Annotated in this window: 18 protein-coding genes and 1 pseudogene; 2 read left to right on the forward strand and 17 right to left on the reverse strand. The window is 70.6% G+C overall.

What is annotated here, in order from left to right; translation table 11 throughout:
• Positions 1–93: 93 nt before the first annotated feature.
• Both hisS and ACIQNU_RS22960 read right to left on the reverse strand, forming a co-directional pair.
• Positions 94–1,356: a histidine--tRNA ligase gene (gene hisS, locus ACIQNU_RS22955; RefSeq protein ID WP_401369381.1), complete on the reverse strand. Its 1,263-nt coding sequence runs from the start codon at positions 1,354–1,356 to the stop codon at positions 94–96.
• A gap of 11 nt (positions 1,357–1,367) precedes the next feature.
• Complete coding sequence (locus tag ACIQNU_RS22960; RefSeq protein ID WP_401369384.1) at positions 1,368–2,078, reverse strand: MBL fold metallo-hydrolase; 711 nt, start codon at positions 2,076–2,078, stop codon at positions 1,368–1,370.
• A gap of 179 nt (positions 2,079–2,257) precedes the next feature.
• Here ACIQNU_RS22960 and ACIQNU_RS22965 point away from each other — a divergent pair, with 179 nt between their 5' ends.
• Positions 2,258–3,094, forward strand: a complete 837-nt coding sequence (locus tag ACIQNU_RS22965) for a peptidylprolyl isomerase (RefSeq protein WP_401369387.1) — start codon at positions 2,258–2,260, stop codon at positions 3,092–3,094.
• Between the two features lie 135 nt (positions 3,095–3,229).
• Complete coding sequence (locus tag ACIQNU_RS22970; RefSeq protein WP_401369390.1) at positions 3,230–4,459, forward strand: DUF349 domain-containing protein; 1,230 nt, start codon at positions 3,230–3,232, stop codon at positions 4,457–4,459.
• A 73-nt stretch (positions 4,460–4,532) separates the two neighbouring features.
• Here the strand turns inward: ACIQNU_RS22970 and ACIQNU_RS22975 are convergent, their stop codons facing one another.
• From ACIQNU_RS22975 to pgsA, 15 genes and pseudogenes are all read right to left on the reverse strand, one after another.
• Positions 4,533–7,142, reverse strand: a complete 2,610-nt coding sequence (locus tag ACIQNU_RS22975) for a RelA/SpoT family protein (RefSeq protein ID WP_401369393.1) — start codon at positions 7,140–7,142, stop codon at positions 4,533–4,535.
• A gap of 219 nt (positions 7,143–7,361) precedes the next feature.
• Positions 7,362–7,901, reverse strand: a complete 540-nt coding sequence (locus ACIQNU_RS22980; protein ID WP_401369395.1) for an adenine phosphoribosyltransferase — start codon at positions 7,899–7,901, stop codon at positions 7,362–7,364.
• Positions 7,898–9,049 carry a protein translocase subunit SecF gene (gene secF / locus ACIQNU_RS22985; protein WP_401369398.1) on the reverse strand — a complete coding sequence of 384 codons (1,152 nt, stop codon included), beginning with the start codon at positions 9,047–9,049 and terminating at the stop codon, positions 7,898–7,900. The genes ACIQNU_RS22980 and secF overlap by 4 nt, the downstream gene beginning before the upstream one ends.
• Position 9,050: 1 nt before the next feature.
• Positions 9,051–10,802 carry a protein translocase subunit SecD gene (gene secD / locus ACIQNU_RS22990; RefSeq protein ID WP_401369401.1) on the reverse strand — a complete coding sequence of 584 codons (1,752 nt, stop codon included), beginning with the start codon at positions 10,800–10,802 and terminating at the stop codon, positions 9,051–9,053.
• A gap of 138 nt (positions 10,803–10,940) precedes the next feature.
• Positions 10,941–11,477, reverse strand: a complete 537-nt coding sequence (yajC, locus tag ACIQNU_RS22995; RefSeq protein ID WP_401369404.1) for a preprotein translocase subunit YajC — start codon at positions 11,475–11,477, stop codon at positions 10,941–10,943.
• A gap of 166 nt (positions 11,478–11,643) precedes the next feature.
• Complete coding sequence (gene ruvB / locus ACIQNU_RS23000) at positions 11,644–12,744, reverse strand: Holliday junction branch migration DNA helicase RuvB (RefSeq protein WP_401369406.1); 1,101 nt, start codon at positions 12,742–12,744, stop codon at positions 11,644–11,646.
• A 66-nt stretch (positions 12,745–12,810) separates the two neighbouring features.
• Positions 12,811–13,419 (reverse strand): Holliday junction branch migration protein RuvA, encoded by a 609-nt coding sequence (gene ruvA, locus ACIQNU_RS23005; protein ID WP_401369409.1) that lies wholly within the window; start codon positions 13,417–13,419, stop codon positions 12,811–12,813.
• Entirely contained in the window at positions 13,416–13,961 is a 546-nt protein-coding gene (gene ruvC, locus ACIQNU_RS23010) for a crossover junction endodeoxyribonuclease RuvC (protein ID WP_401369412.1), read from the reverse strand. The genes ruvA and ruvC overlap by 4 nt, the downstream gene beginning before the upstream one ends.
• Before the next feature lie 120 nt (positions 13,962–14,081).
• Positions 14,082–14,834, reverse strand: coding sequence for a YebC/PmpR family DNA-binding transcriptional regulator (locus tag ACIQNU_RS23015; protein WP_401369415.1), 753 nt, complete (start codon positions 14,832–14,834; stop codon positions 14,082–14,084).
• Between the two features lie 48 nt (positions 14,835–14,882).
• Complete coding sequence (pdxT, locus tag ACIQNU_RS23020; protein ID WP_401369418.1) at positions 14,883–15,491, reverse strand: pyridoxal 5'-phosphate synthase glutaminase subunit PdxT; 609 nt, start codon at positions 15,489–15,491, stop codon at positions 14,883–14,885.
• Between the two features lie 6 nt (positions 15,492–15,497).
• Positions 15,498–16,421 carry a pyridoxal 5'-phosphate synthase lyase subunit PdxS gene (gene pdxS / locus ACIQNU_RS23025; RefSeq protein WP_401369421.1) on the reverse strand — a complete coding sequence of 308 codons (924 nt, stop codon included), beginning with the start codon at positions 16,419–16,421 and terminating at the stop codon, positions 15,498–15,500.
• Between the two features lie 202 nt (positions 16,422–16,623).
• On the reverse strand, positions 16,624–17,169 hold the full coding sequence (locus ACIQNU_RS23030) for a hypothetical protein (RefSeq protein WP_401369424.1): 546 nt from the start codon (positions 17,167–17,169) through the stop codon (positions 16,624–16,626).
• A 2-nt stretch (positions 17,170–17,171) separates the two neighbouring features.
• On the reverse strand, positions 17,172–18,335 hold the full coding sequence (locus ACIQNU_RS23035; RefSeq protein WP_401369427.1) for a glycosyltransferase family 4 protein: 1,164 nt from the start codon (positions 18,333–18,335) through the stop codon (positions 17,172–17,174).
• A complete protein-coding gene (locus ACIQNU_RS23040) occupies positions 18,332–19,279 on the reverse strand; it encodes a phosphatidylinositol mannoside acyltransferase (RefSeq protein WP_401369430.1) in 948 nt (315 codons plus the stop codon). The genes ACIQNU_RS23035 and ACIQNU_RS23040 overlap by 4 nt, the downstream gene beginning before the upstream one ends.
• Positions 19,276–19,997, reverse strand: a pseudogene (gene pgsA / locus ACIQNU_RS23045) (phosphatidylinositol phosphate synthase). The gene ACIQNU_RS23040 and the pseudogene pgsA overlap by 4 nt, the downstream one beginning before the upstream one ends.
• Positions 19,998–20,123: the final 126 nt, after the last annotated feature.

Here is a 20,123-nt window from a genome sequence, read left to right on the forward strand (position 1 = left end):
CTTGCACCGGGCCCCCGTACCCGTATCCGCGTGAACGAGGGGGCCGGGCGGCGCACGCCACCCGGCCCCCTCGACGGACTTCCAGGAACCCGCTCAGGCGAGCAGCGACCGCAGCTTGTCCACGACCGCGTCCAGCGCGACCGCCTCCTGCTCGCCGGACTCCATGTCCTTGAGCTGCACGACGCCCTCGGCGAGATCCCGCTCACCGGCCACGACCGTGTACCGCGCGCCGCTGCGGTTGGCGCTCTTCATGGCCGACTTCAGCCCCCGGCCGCCGTACGAGAAGTCGGCGGCGACGCCCTTGCGGCGCAGCTCCGTCACCGTCGCGAACAGGACCCGGCGGGCCTCCTCGCCGAGCGGTACCGCGAACACGCTGGTCGCCGGGGGGAGTTCGAGGGTGATGCCCTCGGCCTCCAGGGCCAGGACCGTACGGTCCACGCCGAGCGCCCAGCCGACGGACGGCAGCGAGGGGCCGCCGATCATCTCGGACAGACCGTCGTACCGCCCGCCGCCGCCCACCGCGGACTGGGCGCCGAGACCGTCGTGGACGAACTCGAACGTCGTGCGTGTGTAGTAGTCGAGCCCGCGGACCAGCCGGGGATCGTCCTCGTACACGACGCCGGCGGCCGTGATCAGGGCGCGGACCTCGTCGTGGTAGGCGCGGCACGCGTCGCACAGGTAGTCCACGAGGAGCGGTGCGCCCACGAGCTGCTTCTGCACGTCGTCGCGCTTGTCGTCGAGGACCCGCAGCGGGTTGATGTCGATCCGCCGCCGGGTGTCCTCATCCAGGTCGAGCCCGCGCAGGAAGTCCTGGAGCGCGGTGCGGTAGACCGGGCGGCACTCCTTGTCGCCGAGCGAGTTCAGCAGGATGCGGAAGTTCCTGAGGCCGAGCGAGCGGTACGCCTGGTCCGCCAGGATGATCAGCTCGGCGTCGAGCGCCGGGTCCTCGGCGCCGATCGCCTCGGCACCGACCTGCGAGAAGTGGCGGTAACGGCCCTTCTGGGGGCGCTCGTAGCGGTAGTAGGAGCCCGAGTACCAGAGCTTGACGGGCAGGTTGCCGAGCTTGTGGAGGTTGGCCTCCAGGGCCGCGCGCAGCACGGACGCGGTGCCCTCGGGGCGCAACGCAAGCTCGGAGCCGCCCTTGGTGGTGAGGGTGTACATCTCCTTGGTGACGATGTCGGTGGACTCACCGACACCGCGCGCGAACAGTTCGACGCTCTCGAAGCCGGGTGTCTCGATGTAGCCGTATCCCGAACTGCGCAGGGGCGCCGCGATGGCTTCGCGCACCGCGAGGAAGGCGGCGCTCTGCGGCGGGATCAGGTCGTACGTGCCCTTGGGGGCCTTGAAGGTGCTCACGGAAGGTCTCGTCACATTCCTCGTCGAGGAGCCGGGTCGCCGGCTCCCTGGCCGGCCGCCACCTGCCGCAGATACGGGTTGGCGGCGCGCTCACGGCCGATGGTCGTGTGGTCGTTGTGACCGGGCAGCACCACGGTCGAGTCGTCGAGCGGCAGGCACACACGGGCCAGCGACGCGACCATCTCGTCCATGTCACCACCGGGGAGGTCGGTGCGTCCGATGGAGCCGGCGAACAGCAGGTCGCCCGAGAAGAAGACGGACGGGACGTCCGTGGACTCGGGCACCTGGAAGGTCACCGACCCCTTGGTATGGCCGGGCGCGTGCGCGACGGAGAAGTCGATGCCCGCGAGTCTCAGCGCGGCGCCGTCGGTCAGCTCCCGCACGTCGTCGGGCTCCCCCACGGTCAGCTCGCCCATCAGCGGCATCCCGATGGAGCGGCCGAGTGCCTTCTCGGGGTCGCTCATCATGTACCGGTCGCTCGGGTGGATCCAGGCCGGGACGTCATGCGCTCCGCAGACCGGGACGACCGAGGCGACATGGTCGATATGGCCATGGGTGAGGAGGACGGCGACGGGCTTGAGCCGGTGCTTGGCGAGGGCGTCCTCGACTCCCTGAGCGGCCTGGTGGCCCGGGTCGATGATCACGCACTCCTCGCCTGCGGCGGGGGCGACCAGATAGCAGTTGGTGCCCCAGGCCCCGGCGGGAAAACCGGCAATGAGCACGATCGTCCTTCGGTTCTCGTCCGGTGGTTCTCGTCCGGTGTACCGGACCGCGGCACCTCGTCCGGAGAGGGTGCGGCGGATCAGAGCCTACCGGCGCTGCCGATTACACAGCGAACCCATATACGGTACGGGACACACGCAGGCGGTCAGGCATTCGAGACGTACGAGGAGACAACCCGGTGGTCACCCAGGATCAGCGGCGGCGGCAGCTCGCCCGGGAGAAGTTCTTGCGGCAGCAGCAGCGGCGCGAGGGCGCGCGGCGCAGGGCGCGAACCCGTAACGCGGTGATCGGAGCGGCCCTGGCCGTGGTCGTCGCGGGCGGTGCGGTGTCGTATGCCGCGGGAGCGTTCGACGCCGACAAGAAGAAGGACACGGCGGGCTCCGAGCCCAGCGCGACTCCGAGCAGCAAAGCCCCGGAGGACCCGTGCGAGAAGGCGGCGCCGGGCGACGTGAAGAAGCTCAGCTACAAGAAGGAACCGGCGCTCACTGTCGACAAGTCGGCCTCGTACACGATGAAGCTGGCGACGACGTGCGGTGACATCGACATCGCGCTGGACGCGAAGAACGCCCCGCGCACGGTGAACTCGTTCGACTTCCTCCTCAACAAGGGGTATTTGGACCACACGAAGTGCCACCGCCTCACCACGGCGGGCATCTTCGTGCTCCAGTGCGGCGACCCCGAGGGCAGCGGCATGGGCGGGCCCGGCTACACGATTCCCGACGAGAACCTGAAGGACAAGCGCCTGAAGGGCAATGTGTACCCGGCGGGCACGGTCGCGATGGCCAACCAGTACAACGGCCAGACGAAGGAGGGCCGCGACACCGGTGGCAGCCAGTTCTTCCTCGTCTATCAGGACAGTCAGCTTCCGCCTGACTACACACCGTTCGGCACCATTTCCGATTCGGGTATGAAGGTCCTGAAGAAGATCGCGGACGCCGGTGAGAACACCGGCCAGGGCGACGGCGGGCCGAACGCGACGGTGGTCATCGACAAGGCGACCGTGGTGAAATCCTGACCGCCCAGCGCGTAATTTCGGTCGCGCGGGATGCGGACAGCCGCCCCGCCGGTCGCCTAGATTGGCCGTGACGAAACTGTGGACGATGCCCGGGGGCCGCAGAGGTCCCCGCGGGCATCATGTGGAGGAGGCGCTGTGAGCAGCGACCCGTGGGGCCGCGTCGACGAGACGGGGACCGTGTACGTGCGTACGGCCGACGGCGAGCAGGTCGTCGGTTCCTGGCAGGCCGGCTCTCCGGACGAGGCCCTGGCCTACTTCGAGCGCAAGTACGAGGGCCTGGTCGTGGAGATCGGCCTCCTCGAACGTCGGGTGAAGACCACCGATCTGTCCGCCAAGGACGCCCAGACGGCCATCGACCATCTGCGCCAGCAGGTCGACGAGCACCATGCCGTGGGGGATCTCGCCGCGCTGCGTGCCCGCCTCGACAAGCTCGTGGAGTCGGTCGACGCGCGCCGCGAGGAGCGCAAGGCCGAGAAGGCGAAGCAGTCCGACGAGGCACGGCACGCGAAGGAAGCCCTGGTCACCGAGGCCGAGGAGCTGGCACAGAGCGAGCAGTGGCGGGCGGCGGGTGAGCGGCTGCGGTCCCTGGTGGACACCTGGAAGGGGCTGCCGCGCCTCGACCGCAAGTCGGACGACGAGCTGTGGCACCGTTTCTCGCACGCGCGCTCGGCGTTCTCGAAGCGGCGCAAGGCGCACTTCGCGTCGCTGGACGCGCAGCGCGAGGAGGCCAGGAAGACCAAGGAGAAGCTGGTCGGCGAGGCCGAGGCGCTGTCCGCTTCGACGGACTGGGGTCCGACGGCGGCGCGCTACCGCGACCTGATGTCGGAGTGGAAGGCCGCCGGGCGGGCGCAGCGGGAGCACGAGGACGATCTGTGGAACCGCTTCCGCGGCGCCCAGGACGTGTTCTTCGCGGCCCGCAGCTCGGTGTTCGCGGAGCGTGACGCCGAGCAGACGGAGAATCTGAAGCTCAAGGAGGAGCTGGCCGAGGAGGCCGAGAAGCTCGTCCCGGTCTCCGATCTGAAGACGGCCCGTGCCGCGTTCCGCTCGCTCAACGAGCGGTGGGAGGCGATCGGTCATGTGCCGCGCGACTCCCGCCCGAAGGTCGAGGGCCGGATGCACGCCGTGGAGCGGGCGCTCCAGGAGTCCGAGGAGACCGAGTGGCGCCGGACGAACCCGGAGGCACGCGCGCGTGCCGCGGGTCTGACCGGTCAGCTCCAGGCCGCCGTGGACAAGCTCCAGGGGCAGATCGAGACGGCGCGTGCCCAGGGGAACAACGCCAGGGCCGACAAGCTCCAGAAGGAGCTGGAGGGCCGCCAGGCCCTCCTGGACCAGGCGCTGAAGGGCCTCCAGGAGTTCGGCGGCTGACAGCCCCGATTCTGATGAGGGTGGCCCCGGTGCACAGTGCACCGGGGCCACCCTCATCTGTGGAGTGTGCGGTTCACGGCCTGCGGGCCGACGTCACCCGGTACACGTCGTACACGCCCTCCACTCCCCTCACCGCTTTCAGGACGTGCCCCAGGTGCTTGGGGTCGCCCATCTCGAAGGTGAAGCGGGAGGTGGCCACGCGGTCACGGGAGGTCTGGACGGCCGCGGACAGGATGTTGACGTGCTGGTCCGACAGGACGCGCGTGACGTCCGACAGGAGCCGGGAGCGGTCCAGCGCCTCGACCTGGATGGCGACCAGGAACACCGACGACTGGGTGGGCGCCCACTCGACGTCCAGGATCCGCTCGGGCTGCTTGGACAGGGACTCGACGTTGACGCAGTCCGCGCGGTGCACCGAGACCCCGCTGCCCCGGGTGACGAACCCGATGATCGGGTCGCCCGGCACCGGCGTACAGCAGCGGGCCAGCTTGACCCACACGTCGTCGACGCCTTTGACGACGACACCCGGGTCGGCGTTGGAGCGGCGCTTGCGGCCGTGCCCGCGCGCGGGAGGTGCGCTTTCGGCGATGTCCTCGTTGGCCGCCTCCTCGCCGCCGAGGGCCTGGACGAGTTTCTGTACGACGTTCTGCGCGGCCACATGGCCCTCGCCGATCGCCGCGTACAGCGAGGAGATGTCCGGGTAGCGCATCTCGTGCGCCAGGGTGACGAGGGAGTCGCCGGTCAGGATGCGCTGGATCGGCAGGTTCTGCTTGCGCATCGCGCGCGCGATGGCGTCCTTGCCCTGCTCGATGGCCTCGTCGCGCCGCTCCTTGGAGAACCAGGCGCGGATCTTGTTGCGGGCGCGGGGCGACTTGACGAAGCCGAGCCAGTCGCGTGAGGGTCCCGCGCCGGGCGCCTTGGAGGTGAAGACCTCCACCAGATCGCCGTTGTCCAGCGTCGATTCCAGGGGGACCAGACGGCCGTTGACGCGGGCCCCTATGGTGCGGTGGCCCACCTCGGTGTGCACGGCGTACGCGAAGTCGACGGGGGTCGCGCCGGCCGGCAGCGCTATCACGTCGCCCTTGGGCGTGAAGACGAAGACCTCGTTGCGGGAGAGGTCGAAGCGCAGGGACTCCAGGAACTCGGAGGGGTCCTCGGTCTCCTTCTGCCAGTCGAGGAGCTGCCGCAGCCACGCCATGTCGTTGACGGCGGCGCTGTCCTTGCCGGACTTGCCCGCCGAGCCGCGGGGCGCGTCGGTGCGCACCTTGGAGGCCCCGGCGACCGCTTCCTGCTTGTACTTCCAGTGCGCGGCGATGCCGTACTCGGCGCGGCGGTGCATGTCGAAGGTGCGGATCTGGAGTTCGACGGGCTTGCCGTTGGGCCCGATCACCGTGGTGTGCAGCGATTGGTACATGTTGAACTTGGGCATCGCGATGTAGTCCTTGAAGCGCCCGGGAACGGGGTTCCAGCGCGCGTGGACGGTGCCCAGGGCCGCGTAGCAATCGCGGACGGTGTCGACGAGGACCCGGATGCCCACCAGGTCGTAGATCTCCGCGAAGTCACGGCCGCGGACGATCATCTTCTGGTAGACGCTGTAGTAGTGCTTCGGGCGGCCCGTGACGGTCGCCTTGATCCGAGCGGCGCGCAGGTCGGCCTGGACCTCGTCGGTCACTATGGCCAGGTACTCGTCCCGCTTGGGGGCACGCTCGGCGACGAGCCGCACGATCTCGTCGTACATCTTCGGGTAGAGGATCGCGAAGGCGAGGTCCTCCAGCTCCCACTTGATGGTGTTCATGCCCAGCCGGTGGGCCAGCGGGGCGTAGATCTCCAGGGTCTCGCGGGCCTTCTTCTCCTGCTTCTCGCGCTTGAGGTAGCGCATGGTGCGCATGTTGTGCAGGCGGTCGGCGAGCTTGATCACCAGGACGCGCGGGTCCTTCGCCATGGCGACGACCATCTTGCGCACGGTCTCGGCCTGCGCGGCCTCGCCGAACTTGACCTTGTCCAGCTTGGTGACGCCGTCGACGAGGAGCGCGACGGTGTCGCCGAAGTCGCGGCGCAGGGTGTCCAGGCCGTACTCGGTGTCCTCGACGGTGTCATGCAGCAGACCGGCCATCAGGGTCGCCGGGTCCATGCCCAGCTCGGCGAGGATCGTGGTCACGGCGAGCGGGTGCGTGATGTACGGGTCGCCGCTCTTGCGCTTCTGGCCCCGGTGCCAGCGCTCGGCGACCTGGTAGGCGCTCTCGATCTGGCGCAGGGTCGCCGTCTCGATCTTCGGATCGTTGCTGCGCACTATCCGCAGCAGAGGTTCGAGCACCGGGTTGTACGGGTTGGAGCGCTGCACACCGAGACGGGCGAGCCGGGCCCGTACACGGTTGGACGAGCCCGAGCGCGGTGTCGACTGGCCGCTGCCGCCCGATCGGGCCGGGGGCTTGGCGGCAGGGGTGCCGGGAGCGGGTGCCGGGGCGGTGGCGGGAGACGCGGCCTCGGGAGCGGGGGGCGCCGGGGCGGCCGGGCCCTCGGCCGCGGCCGGCTTCGGACGTGACGGCTCCACCGCCTGGTCGCTCCGTGTGTGCTCCACGGGCGTCCCGTGCTGCGCGTTCTCCGCGTGCTTGACGGGGGCGGTTACGGGCGCCGCTGCCTGCTGATCGGGCTTGGCGGCAAGTGGCTGGGCCTCGTCTGGCAAGGGCGCTCCTCGTGCGCGATCCGGGTCCCCCGGTCAGGCCCCGGAGAGCCCATGGTATCGACCTCGGGCGATCGGCTCCCCTTCGGCGGGAGAGAGGGCCGCTCACCACCGCTGTGGGAGCCGCTGTGGGGGCCGCTGTGACGGCTCGTACGGGTGAAACGCGGGAGGCGGGCCCCGGATTCCTCCGGGACCCGCCTCGCGTGCGTACGAGCACCTCGGTCAGAGGGTGATCAGGGCCTCCAGCGGTGCGCCACCGAGTGACGGTTCCAGACGGGCACGGCCGCCGAGGAAGCCCAGCTCCATCAGGACCGCGACCCCGACGACCCCGGCACCCGCACGGCGGATCAGGGACAGCGAGGCCTCGGCGGTGCCGCCGGTGGCCAGGACGTCGTCGATGACCATGACGCGGTCGCCCGCCGACAGGTCCTCGGCGTGCACCTCGATCTCCGCCGAGCCGTACTCCAGGTCGTAGGTCTGGCTGAGCGTCGCGCCCGGGAGCTTGCCCGCCTTGCGGACCGGGATGAAGCCGACGCCCGCGCGGACGGCGACCGGGGCGCCCAGGATGAAGCCGCGGGCCTCCAGGCCCACGATCTTCGTGGCGCCCTGGCGGACGGTGATGTCCGCCAGGGTGTCGGTGAGCGCCGTGAACGCCGCCGGGTCCGCGAGGAGCGGCGTGATGTCCTTGAACACCACGCCCGGCTCCGGATAGTCCGGGACGTCGCGGATACGGCTCAGCAGCAGGTCACTGATCCCGGTCATCGGCGCTTCCCCGAGGGCCGGCCACGGCCCCGGCCGCGCGAGGAGGGCTGGGTGCGCTGCCCGCGCGGGCCCACCACGGCGGGCGCCGCTCCGTCGTCATCGTCGGGACCGGCGTCATCGAGCCCGTCGTCCGGCTCGCCGTCCTGCGGCGTCCGCACCCGCGCGGTCTCGGCGTCCCTGGCGGCTGCCGCGCGCTTGGCGAGGACCCGCTTCTTCAGGGCCTTCATCTGCGGCTCGCGCTCCTTGAGGTCGGCGACGAGCGGCGTGGCGATGAAGATCGACGAGTACGCGCCGGCGGCGAGGCCGACGAACAGTGACAGCGAGATGTCGTTGAGCATGCCCGCGCCGAGGACACCGCCGCCGATGAACAGCAGGCCCGCGACCGGCAGCAGCGCCACGACCGTGGTGTTGATCGACCGGACCAGGGTGCTGTTGATGGAGCGGTTGGCGACCTCGCTGTAGGTCCAGCGGGTCTGTTTGGTGAGGTCCTTCGACTGTTCCTTGAGGGAGTCGAAGACGACCACCGTGTCGTAGAGCGAATATCCAAGAATGGTCAGCAGACCGATCACCGTACCCGGGGTGACCTCGAAGCCGACCAGGGCATAGACCCCGACAGTGATGGTGATGTCGTGGATCAGGGCGATCAGTGCCGCGATGGCCATGCGCCACTCGAAGGCGATCGCCAGATAGATCACCACCAGGACCATGAACACGGCGAGACCGGTCCAGGCCTTGTTGGCGATCTGCTCGCCCCAGCTGGGGCCGACCAGGTCGGCGTTGATGTCGTCCGACTTGACGCCGAGTTCCTTGGACAGCTCGGCCTTGATCTGGTCGGACTTGGCGGTGTCCACGCCGCTGATCTGGATGCGCAGGCCGCCGGTGCCCAGCTCCTGCACGATCGCGTCGTGCCCGGAGACCGTGGAAGCCGTGTGCTCGGCGTCGGAGGCCGAGACGCTGGTCTTCGGGGTGGTGAAGACGGCGCCGCCCTGGAACTCGATGCCCATGTTCAGGCCGCGGACCGCGAGGCCGACGATGGCCGTGATGGTGATGAGGATCGAGACCGCGTACCAAATCTTGCGCTTGCCGACGAAGTCGTAGCCGACCTCGCCGCGGTAGAGCCTGGCGCCCATGTGGCCGAGTCGCGACATGTCACGCCTCCTTCGGGTCGACGGGGGCGGCGGTACGGGTACGGCGCAGCGGTGGTTTGGCACCGAGCCGCTGCGGGTCGAGGCCCGACCAGGAGTGGCCACTGGCGAAGAACTTCTTGCGGGCGAGCAGCGTCATCAGCGGCTTCGTGAACAGGAAGACCACCACGACGTCGAGCAGGGTGGTCAGGCCGAGCGTGAACGCGAAGCCCTGGACCTTGCCGACGGTGACGACGAACAGCACCGCGGCGGCGAGGAACGACACGAAGTCGGAGACCAGGATGGTGCGCCGCGCGCGCGGCCAGGCGCGCTCGACGGCGGGCCGCAGGGTGCGGCCCTCCCTGATCTCGTCCCGGATCCGTTCGAAGAACACGATGAACGAGTCCGCTGTGATACCGATCGCGACGATCGCGCCGCAGACCGCCGGGAGGTTCAGCGCGAAGCCGATCGCCGGGCCGAGGAGCGACATCAGCACATACGTCAGGGCCGCGGAGACCAGCAGCGAGGCGATGGCGATGAGGGACAGGCCGCGGTAGTACACGACCAGGTAGATGATGACGAGCGCGATGCCGATGGCACCGGCGATGAGGCCCGCCTGCAGCTGCTCGCCGCCGAGGGCCGCGGTGACGGTGGTGACGCTCTGCTCCTCGAACGTCAGGGGCAGGGCGCCGTAGGACAGCATGTTGGCCAGGTCCTGCGCGGACTGCTGGTCGAAGCTGCCGGAGATCTCGGCGTTGCCACCCGTCAGCGCCTGGTTGACGTACGGGTCGGAGACGACCTCGCGGTCGAGGACGATGGCGAACTGGTTCTGCGGGGACTGCTTCGCGGCGAGCGCACCGGTGATCTTCGCGAACTTGTCCGAGCCCTTGCCCGTGAAGTCCATGGTGACTTTCCAGCCCGCGGCACCCTGCGTGTCGAAGACGGCCTTGGCGCCCTTGACGTCGGTGCCCTCGACCTCGGCCGGGCCAAGGATGTACTTCTGCCACTGGCCCTGCGAGTTCTTGCCGCAGGCCACGGTCGGGTCCTCGGGCTTGACGCCCTCGCCGGCCTTGGCGCGCGCCTCGGTGTTGGTGCAGTCGAGCGCGGTGAACTCCTGCTCCAGCTTGGCCGCGGCGGCGTCGGTGGCCGGGTCGCTCGACGGCGTCGCGGACGGGTCGGCGCTGTCCGACGCACCGGGCGTCGGCGAGGCGTCGGCCTTCAGGGCGCCGGTGACGGCGCGGCCCTGCGTGGTGGCGCTCGACGACGGGCTGCCGGAGTCGGACGGCTTCGCCGACGGCGTGCCGGAGGAGGTGGCCTTGTCGCCCGACGAGGAGGCGGACGGGCTGGCGGAGGGGTCGGGCGTGGGCGCGCCGGCCGCGAGGGTCAGAACGGGCCGGAAGTAGAGCTGGGCGGTGGTGCCGACCTGCTCACGGGCCTGCTTCTCGTTCGTCCCCTTGGGGATGTTCACGATGATGTTGTCGGAGCCCTGGGTCTGCACCTCGGCCTCGGAGACACCGAGGCCGTTGACACGGCGCTCGATGATGCCGACGGCCGTGTTCATGTTGGTCTTGTTGACCGCGTTCTTCTGGCCCGGCTCGTTCTTCGCCTTGAGCGTGATGCTCGTACCGCCGGCGAGGTCGATGCCGAGGCGTGGGGTGTTGTGCCCCGAAAGGAACATCCCCCCGGTGAGCGCCACGATGGCGATCAGGATGAGGACCAGTGAGCGTCCCGGCCTGCTCTGGGCGCTCGAACTCCGGCCCTTCTTGGGTGCTGCCACCTTCTCGTTCTCCCTCTTCGGCCGCTTCGCGCGGGGTGGGCGCCTGCGGCCGGTCACTGGTCTGGAGATACGGCGCGAAACCCGCACGGTCCGGGGACAGCGGCGCAGGAGCGGGCGCGCCGCGGTCTCCGGTCGTGGCTACTTCGCGTCGGACTCGCCGTCGGTCTTCTTCGGCTCCGCCTTGTCGGCGACGGCCTTGTCAGCGGTCTCGTCCGCGTCGGCCTTGTCGGCGGCGGCGGTGGCTTCGCCGGCCTCCGCGGGGGCGTCGTCCTTCTTGTCGAAGTCGACGCGCGCCTCGTCGGGGTCGGCGGGAGCGTCGGCGTGCTCGTCGCTCTCCGTGAGGGAGGAGGCGTCGTCCGGCACGAGAGAGCCGTCGACGTCGAGGTCCTCGGTGGTGCCGTGAACGATGCGGTTGTACTCGTCGTCCTCCAGGACGGCACCGATGGCGTTCTTGGCGAAGATCAGGTGGACGCCCGGGGCCGCTTCGACGAGGACCGTTTCGTCACTGACCTCCTTGACCGTGGCATACATGCCGCCGATCGTTCGGATGCCGGATCCGGGCTGCATCTGGTCCCGCATCTGGCTGGCCTGCTGCTGCTTGCGCTTGGCGGACCGGGTCATCAGGAACATGGCCCCGATGAGCACGATGAACGGGAGGAGGGTCACGAGACTCACGGGTCGGAACTTCCTTCAAGCGACCGCGCTGCTGAGCGGCCTGGTGGTCGGGGGTTGTGTACACCGTCGTGCAAGGGCGGCATCGGCGGAGTCTAAGCGAGTCCGCACGGATGGAACAACGCTCAGCATGGCACCGGGGTTCCTGACCCGGAGAGTACCTTGGCCGTCACGCCCCGAACAGGTCCGCTTGTCCGTTTCCGCCGGGGGCCCGGGGTGGTGGGGTGAGGCCGAGGTGTGCCCAGGCCGCGGGGGTGGCGACCCGGCCACGGGGGGTGCGGGCGAGCAGGCCCTCGCGGACGAGGAACGGTTCGGCGACCTCTTCGACGGTCTCGCGCTCCTCACCGACCGCGACGGCGAGGGTCGACAGGCCGACGGGCCCGCCGCCGAAGAGTTTCAGCAGGGCCTCCAGGACGGCGCGGTCGAGCCGGTCGAGTCCGCGGGCGTCGACCTCGTACACGGCGAGTGCGGCGCCCGCGATGTCGCGGGTGATGTCGCCGTCGGCCTTCACCTGGGCGTAGTCCCGTACGCGACGCAGCAGGCGGTTGGCGATACGGGGGGTGCCGCGGGAGCGTCCGGCGATCTCGGCGGCGCCTTCGGTGTCGATCTCCACGTCGAGGAGGCTCGCGGAGCGGTGGACGACCCGCTCCAGCTCCGCCGGCTCGTAGAACTCCATGTGGGCGGTGAAGCCGAAGCGGTCGCGCAGCGGGGGTGGCAGGAGTCCCGCGCGCGTGGTGGCGCCGACGAGGGTGAAGGGGGGCAGTTCGAGGGGGATGGCGGTGGCGCCGGGGCCTTTGCCGACGATGACGTCGACGCGGAAGTCCTCCATGGCCATGTAGAGCATTTCCTCGGCGGGCCGAGACATCCGGTGGATCTCGTCGAGGAAGAGGACCTCGCCCTCCTGGAGCGAGGACAGGATGGCGGCGAGGTCGCCCGCGTGCTGGATGGCGGGGCCGCTGGTGATGCGGATCGGGGCGCCCATCTCGGCGGCGATGATCATCGAGAGGGTGGTCTTGCCGAGGCCGGGGGCGCCGGAGAGCAGCACGTGGTCGGCGGTGGCCCCGCGCGCGCGGGCGGCCCGCAGGACGAGGTCGAGCTGTTCGCGGACCTTCTCCTGGCCGATGAACTCGTCCAGGTCCTTGGGGCGCAGCGCGGCCTCGACGGCCTGGTCCTCGCGGTCGGCGGACGCGCCGACGAGCCGGTCGGCGTCGGCCGTCCCGGCCGCGTCGGAGGCGTCGGCGCCCTCGGAGGGCGTCTCGTCCCAGTTCATCAGGTGTGCCTCGCGGGTCGGTGGGGCGGTCTTACGGATGGTCGGCGGGGGTCGGCGGGTCGCTGCTCAGCGGGTCCGGTTGAGGGTCTGGAGCGCGGCCTTCAGGAGCTGTCCCACCTGGGGGGCGCCGTCGGCGGCCTCGGCCTGCGGGGTGACGGCGGTGACCGCTTCGTCGGCCTCGCGGGTCGCGTACCCGAGGCCGATGAGCGCGGCGTGCAGTTGGTCGCGCCAGCCGGTGGTGACGGGGGCGCCGACGCCGGTGGCCGTGCCGAGGGGTTCGCCGAGGCGGTCCTTCAACTCCAGGAGGAGTTTCTGGGCGCCCTTCTTGCCGATGCCGGGGACGGCGGTGAGGGACTTCTCGTCGGCGGTCTTGACGGCGCGGCGCAGGGCGTCGGGGCTGTGCACGGCCAGCATGGCCTGGGCGAGCCGGGGGCCGACGCCGCTGGCGGTCTGGAGCAGTTCGAAGGTCTGCCGCTCGTCGTCGTCCGCGAAGCCGTAGAGGGTGAGGGAGTCCTCGCGCACGACGAGCGAGGTGGCGAGCTTCGCCGGCTGTCCCAGGCGCAGGGTGGAGAGGGTGTTCGGCGCGCACTGGACGGCGATGCCGATACCGCCGACCTCGACCACCGCGGTGTCGGGGGCGAGCGCGGCGACCTGGCCGCTGACGAACGCGATCATCGGGTGACCTTCCGTACGGTTGTCGGTGCCTTGCGGGCCGCCGCGTGCGCCTGCTGGAGGCGGTTGAGGGCGGGGGCCCGCCAGATGTGGCAGATGGCGAGGGCGAGCGCGTCGGCGGCGTCGGCCGGTTTCGGCGGTGCGTCGAGCCGCAGCAGCCGGGTCACCATGGCGCCGACCTGTGCCTTGTCGGCGCGACCGCTGCCGGTGACGGCGGCCTTGACCTCGCTGGGCGTGTGCAGGGCGACGGGCAGGCCGCGCCGGGACGCGCAGAGCATGGCGACGGCGCTGGCCTGGGCGGTGCCCATCACCGTCCGTACGTTGTGCTGGCTGAACACCCGCTCCACGGCCACGTATTCGGGCCGGTACTCGTCGAGCCACCGCTCGATGCCCGCTTCGACGGCGACGAGCCGGGGTCCGACGTCGGCGTCCGACGGGGTGCGCACCACGCCGACGCCGAGCATCGTCAGCGGACGTCCGGGAACCCCTTCCACGACGCCGATGCCGCACCGGGTCAGCCCCGGGTCCACGCCGAGGACGCGCATGCCCACCCCCTCCTTCGCTCACCTGTTTGTGCAGGCTATCGGCTCGCACCGACAACGCGCGGACGGGCCGACGGGGGCGTGTCCCCTTCGGCCCGTCCAGGTACGCGACTTGAGCCCGCGTCAGGCGTCGACCTTCTCCATGATCTCGTCCGAGACGTCGAAGTTGGCGAAGACGTTCTGCACGTCGTCGCTGTCCTCCAGGGCGTCGATCAGCTTGAAGATCTTCTTGGCGCCCTCCTCGTCCAGCTCGACCTGCATGGTCGGGACGAAGTTGGCCTCGGCCGAGTCGTAGTCGATCCCGGCGTTCTGGAGCGAGGTGCGCACGGCGACCAGGTCGGACGCCTCGCTCAGCACCTCGAAGGACTCGCCCAGGTCGTTGACCTCCTCGGCGCCCGCGTCGAGCACGGCACCCAGGACGTCGTCCTCGGCCAGCTCGCCCTTGGGGACGATGACGACGCCCTTGCGGTGGAAGAGGTACGAGACGGAGCCCGGGTCGGCCATCGAGCCGCCGTTGCGGGTCATCGCGACCCGGACGTCGGACGCGGCGCGGTTGCGGTTGTCGGTGAGGCACTCGATGAGCACCGCGACCCCGTTGGGGCCGTAGCCCTCGTACATGATCGTCTCGTAGTCGGCGCCGCCCGCTTCGAGACCGCCGCCGCGCTTGATCGCGGAGTCGATGTTCTTGTTCGGGACCGACTGCTTCTTGGCCTTCTGCACGGCGTCGTACAGCGTCGGATTGCCTTCGAGGTCGACGCCGCCCATCCGCGCCGCGACCTCGATGTTCTTGATCAGCTTCGCGAAGAGCTTGCCGCGCTTGGCATCGATCACGGCCTTCTTGTGCTTCGTCGTGGCCCATTTAGAGTGGCCGGACATCTGCCTGTCTCCTTCGCGTAACCCGTCTCTGTACGAACTCCGGAGATCCTACAAGGATCGCGGCATCCGGTTCTCGCGCACCATGTCGACGAACAGCCCGTGGACACGGTGGTCCCCGGTCAGCTCCGGGTGGAACGAGGTGGCGAGGGCGGTGCCCTGGCGTACGGCGACGATGTGGCCCCGGTGTTCGGCGAGCACCTCGACGGAGGCGCCGACGGACTCCACCCAGGGAGCGCGGATGAACACTCCCTCCACAGGATCGCCCTCGACGCCTGTGACGTCGACCGCGGCCTCGAAGGACTCGTTCTGCCGGCCGAAGGCGTTGCGGCGGACGATCATGTCGATGCCGCCGAACGTCTCCTGGCCCGAGCGCGGGTCGAGGATCTTGTCGGCGAGCATGATCATGCCCGCGCAGGTCCCGTAGACGGGCATGCCTTCGCGCACACGCGCGCGCAGGGGCTCCATCACGCCGAAGAGGACGGCCAGTTTGGAGATGGTGGTGGACTCGCCGCCCGGGATGACCAGGCCGTCGATCTCGGTCAGCTCCTCGGGCCGCCGGACCGGCCTGGCCACGGCGTCGGCCGCGGCCAGGGCGATCAGGTGTTCCCGTACGTCGCCCTGGAGGGCCAGAACGCCTATGACGGGTGCGTCGGGCATGGGTGGCTACCAGCCGCGGTTGGCGTAGCGCTCGGCCTCGGGGAGGGTGTCGCAGTTGATGCCGACCATGGCCTCGCCGAGGTCGCGGGACGCGTCCGCGATGATCTTGGGGTCGTCGTAGAAGGTGGTCGCCTTCACGATCGCGGCGGCGCGCTTGGCGGGGTCGCCGGACTTGAAGATGCCGGAGCCGACGAAGACGCCCTCGGCGCCGAGCTGGCACATCAGGGCGGCGTCGGCAGGGGTCGCGACACCGCCGGCCGAGAAGAGGACGACCGGGAGCTTGCCCAGCTCGGCGACCTCCTTGACCAGCTCGTAGGGGGCGCGCAGGTCCTTGGCGGCGGCGTACAGCTCGTTGTTGTCGTAGCCGCGCAGCCGGGCGATCTCGTTCTTGATCTGCCGCAGGTGGCGGACGGCCTCGACGACGTTGCCGGTGCCGGCCTCGCCCTTGGAGCGGATCATGGCCGCGCCCTCGGCGATCCGGCGCAGGGCCTCGCCCAGGTTGGTGGCGCCGCAGACGAAGGGGGTGGTGAAGGCCCACTTGTCGGAGTGGTTGACCTCGTCGGCCGGGGTCAGCACCTCGGACTCGTCGATGTAGTCGACGCCGAGCGACTGGAGGACCTGGGCCTCGACGAAGTGGCCGATGCGGGACTTGGCCATCACGGGGATGGAGACCGCCGCGATGATGCCTTCGATCATGTCCGGGTCGGACATACGGGCCACGCCGCCGTCCTTGCGGATGTCCGCCGGGACCCGCTCCAGGGCCATGACGGCGACGGCACCCGCGTCCTCGGCGATCTTCGCCTGCTCCGGGGTGACGACATCCATGATCACGCCGCCCTTGAGCTGTTCCGCCATACCGCGCTTCACGCGCGCGGTGCCGGTGGCGGGGGTCTCGGTGGGCTGGTCGTTACGGGGAAGCGTGCTGGACACGGGTGACCTCACTCTGTGACGAGGGTTGCTGCACGACTGAGGAAACCTTCGCCGGGCAGTCCACTACAAGGGCCAATGAACAGCCGGTGGATCGTTTTGCCCGTCCCCCACCGGAAGCCCTATCGCGCCCCTACGCGCGCGTGAGACGCAGGTCACCGCCCCCTTGGCCACGTGTCGGCTCCGCGCCTTCGCCACGTGTCGGCTACACGCCCGCGCGGTCCGCGAGGGCCACCGGCGGCTCGTCGTCCATCTCGAAGGCCATCGGGAACGGCGCGTGTCCGGCGAGCCGGAACCAGCGCACTTTGCGGTGCCGGCGCAGGGCCCGTGCGGCGCGTACCGCGTCGTTGTGGAAGCGCCGGGCCATCGGGACCCGGCGGACGGCCTGCGCCAGCTCCCCCGCCGCGGCCTCGCCGCCGGGCGCCTCACGGACCGCCTCGACCTGCTGGGTCTCGCCGAAGACCGCGCGCAGCGCCTGGCTCAACTCGCTCTCGGCGACCTCGCGTTGCTCCTCCTCGGCCTGCCGTGCCGCGTGCGCCGCCTCGTACAGGACGATCGACGCGGCCGGGTCGAGGACGCCGGAGGTGGCGAGTTCCTGGGCGACGGACGCGCGGCGCAGCAGTTGGGCGTCGAGCGCGGCGCGGGCCGCGTCGATCCGGGCGTGCAGCCTGTCGAGCCGCCCGGCGGTCCAGCTCAGATAGAGCCCGATCGCGCACAGGACGACCGCGATCAGGATCAGGGTGGTGGTCACTGTCAGTCCCGTCCCAGGCCGAGGCGGGCCCGCAGACCCGTGGTGCGTTCGTCCGCGGCGACCGCGGCGGCGCCGTCCGTGACCGTCTCGTAGACGGACAGGATGTCGGCGCCGACCGTCGACCAGTCGAAGCGGCGGACGTGCTTGCTGCCGCGTTCGCGCAGCTCCTTGCGGCGCTGCGGGTCGTCCAGGAGGGCGATCGCGGCGGTCGCGAGGGCGTCGGCGTCCTCGTTGGCGAAGAGTTCACCGGCGGCGCCCTGGTCGAGGACCTGCGCGAAGGCGTCCAGGTCGGACGCGAGCACGGGCGCGCCCGCCGACATGGCCTCCACCAGGATGATCCCGAAGCTCTCGCCGCCGGTGTTGGGCGCCACGTACAGGTCGACGCTGCGCAGCAGCCGCGCCTTGTCCACGTCGCTGACCATGCCGAGGAACTCCACGCGCGCGTGCATCTCGCGCGGCAGGGACTCGACGGCCTCCTTCTCGTCGCCGCGCCCCGCGACCAGGAGCCGGGTACCGGGCCGCTCGGCGAGGATGCGGGGCAGCGCCTTCATGAGCACCGGCAGGCCCTTGCGGGGCTCGTCGATGCGGCCGATGAAGCCGATGGTGCCGCCCTGCCACTCCTCGCGGGGTTCGGCGTCGGCGAAGAAGTCGACGTCGACGCCGTTGGGGATGACCACCGCGTCCCCGCCCAGGTGTTCGACGAGGGTCCGGCGGGCGTACTCGCTGACCGCGATCCGGGCGCTGATCTTCTCCAGCGCGGCCTGGAGGATGGAGTACGCGGCGACCATCGCGCGCGAGCGCGGGTTCGAGGTGTGGAAGGTGGCCACGATGGGTCCCTGGGCCGCCCAGCACGCCAGCAGCCCGAGGGACGGCGCGGCCGGCTCGTGGATGTGGATCACGTCGAAGGTCCCGTCGTGCAGCCAGCGCCGTACCCGGGCGGCCGACAGGAACCCGAAGTTGAGGCGCGCGACGGAGCCGTTGTAGGGCACCGGGACGGCGCGGCCCGCCGAGACGACGTACGGCGGAAGCGGTGTCTCGTCGTCGGCGGGCGCGAGGACGGACACCTCGTGCCCGAGGCGGATCAGATGCTCCGCGAGGTCCCGGATGTGGAACTGGACGCCGCCCGGCACGTCCCAGGAGTACGGGCAGACGATCCCGATCTTCACGGCGTCCCCTTGCCCGGCCCTTCCGCGGTGTCCGCGCCCGGCTCCTTCGCCGGATCGAGGTCCGCGAGCCACAGCCGCTGCAACATGTGCCAGTCCTCCGGATGGTCGGCGATCCCCGCGGCGAAGGCATCGGCCAGCGCCTGTGTCATGACAGACGTCTTCTCCGCGCGCGTACCTGACGCGGGTACCTCGACGGGTGCGTGGACCTGGCCCCGCATGACGGGTGTCTCGTCGTACCAGAGCGTGACGGGCAGCAGCACCGCGCCGGTCTGCTGGGCGAGCAGTGCGGGTCCCGCGGGCATCCGGGCGGCCGACCCGAAGAAGTCGACCTCGACGCCCGACGCGGACAGGTCGCGGTCGGCGACCAGGCAGACCAGGCCGCCCGCGCGCAGGCGCCGGGCGAGCGTCCCGAACGCGGCGCCGCCGGTGTGCGGCAGCACCTCCATGCCCAGGCCCTCGCGGTAGGCGACGAAGCGGTCGTACAGCGTCTCGGGCCTCAGGCGCTCCGCCACCGTCGTGAAGGGGGTCTCCAGGGCCGTGGTGACCCACGCGCCGGCGAGGTCCCAGTTCCCGAGGTGGGGCAGCGCGAGGATCACGCCGCGTCCGGACGCGAGCCCGTCCGTCAGGCGGTCGATGTCCTTGACCTCGACGCCGCCCCTGATCCGCTCGGCGCTCCACGCGGGCAGCCGGAACGACTCCATCCAGTAGCGCAGGTACGAGCGCATGCCCGCGCGCGAGAGCGCGGCCAGCTCGTCCGGGCTCGCGCCCGGCACCACGCGCGCGAGGTTGGCCTCCAGGCGTTGCACACCCTTGCCGCGCTGCTTCCACGCGGCGTCGGCGACAGTGCGTCCCAGGCGGACGGCGACGGGCTCGGGCAGTCGCTTGACGGTGGCCCAGCCGAGTCCGTACAGCCGGTCCGTCACCTGCTCACCGAGAGGGCTCACGAGGGCGCCCCGCTGCTCGGCGAGGGCGTCGCGGCGTCGGCCTCGGCGGCCTCCCTGCGGACGGTGACGACCCGCTGGACGAGCGTGACCAGGCTGCCGACGGCGACGGCCCACAGGGCGATCGGCAGCAGCACCTGGATACCGGGGACACCGAACGCGTGCAGGCCCGCCAGGCCGGCCGCGACCAGGGAGATCACCAGCCGCTCGGCCCGCTCGACCAGACCGTTCACGGCGACGGGCAGTCCGATCGACTCCCCGCGCGCCTTGGTGTACGACACGACCTGGCCACTGGCCAGACAGAAGATCGACACCGCGCACAGGACGTTGTTGTCGCCGTTGCCCGCGTACCAGAGCGCGAAACCGCCGAAGACGGCGCTGTCCGCGACGCGGTCCAGGGTGGAGTCCAGGAAGGCGCCCCAGCGGCTGGAGCGGCCGAGCTGGCGCGCCATGTTGCCGTCGACGAGGTCCGAGAAGACGAACAGCGTGATGACGACGGTTCCCCAGAAGAACTCGCCCCGGGGGAAGAAGACCAGTGCTCCCGCCACCACCCCGGCCGTGCCGATGAGGGTCACCGCGTCGGGGCTCACCCCCCGGCGGATCAAAAACGCGGCGAACGGTGTGAGAACACGCGTGAAGAAAGCACGCGCGTACTTGTTCAGCATGGCCTTCCCGAGGGTCGGTGGGCCGCGCGGCCCCTACTGGCCACCGGCTGGCCCATCGTAGTCACGCGCGCGGGGGTGCGACCGCCGGGCACCGTGCCCCTCTCGCCGCGTACGACGTATGGACGCACCATGACGGGAGTGCGAAGCTCGAAAGCACCGCGGGCGTCGCTGGAGCCGCCGTC

The organism is Streptomyces sp. NPDC091292 (genome assembly GCF_044757265.1).
GTDB lineage: Bacteria > Actinomycetota > Actinomycetes > Streptomycetales > Streptomycetaceae > Streptomyces.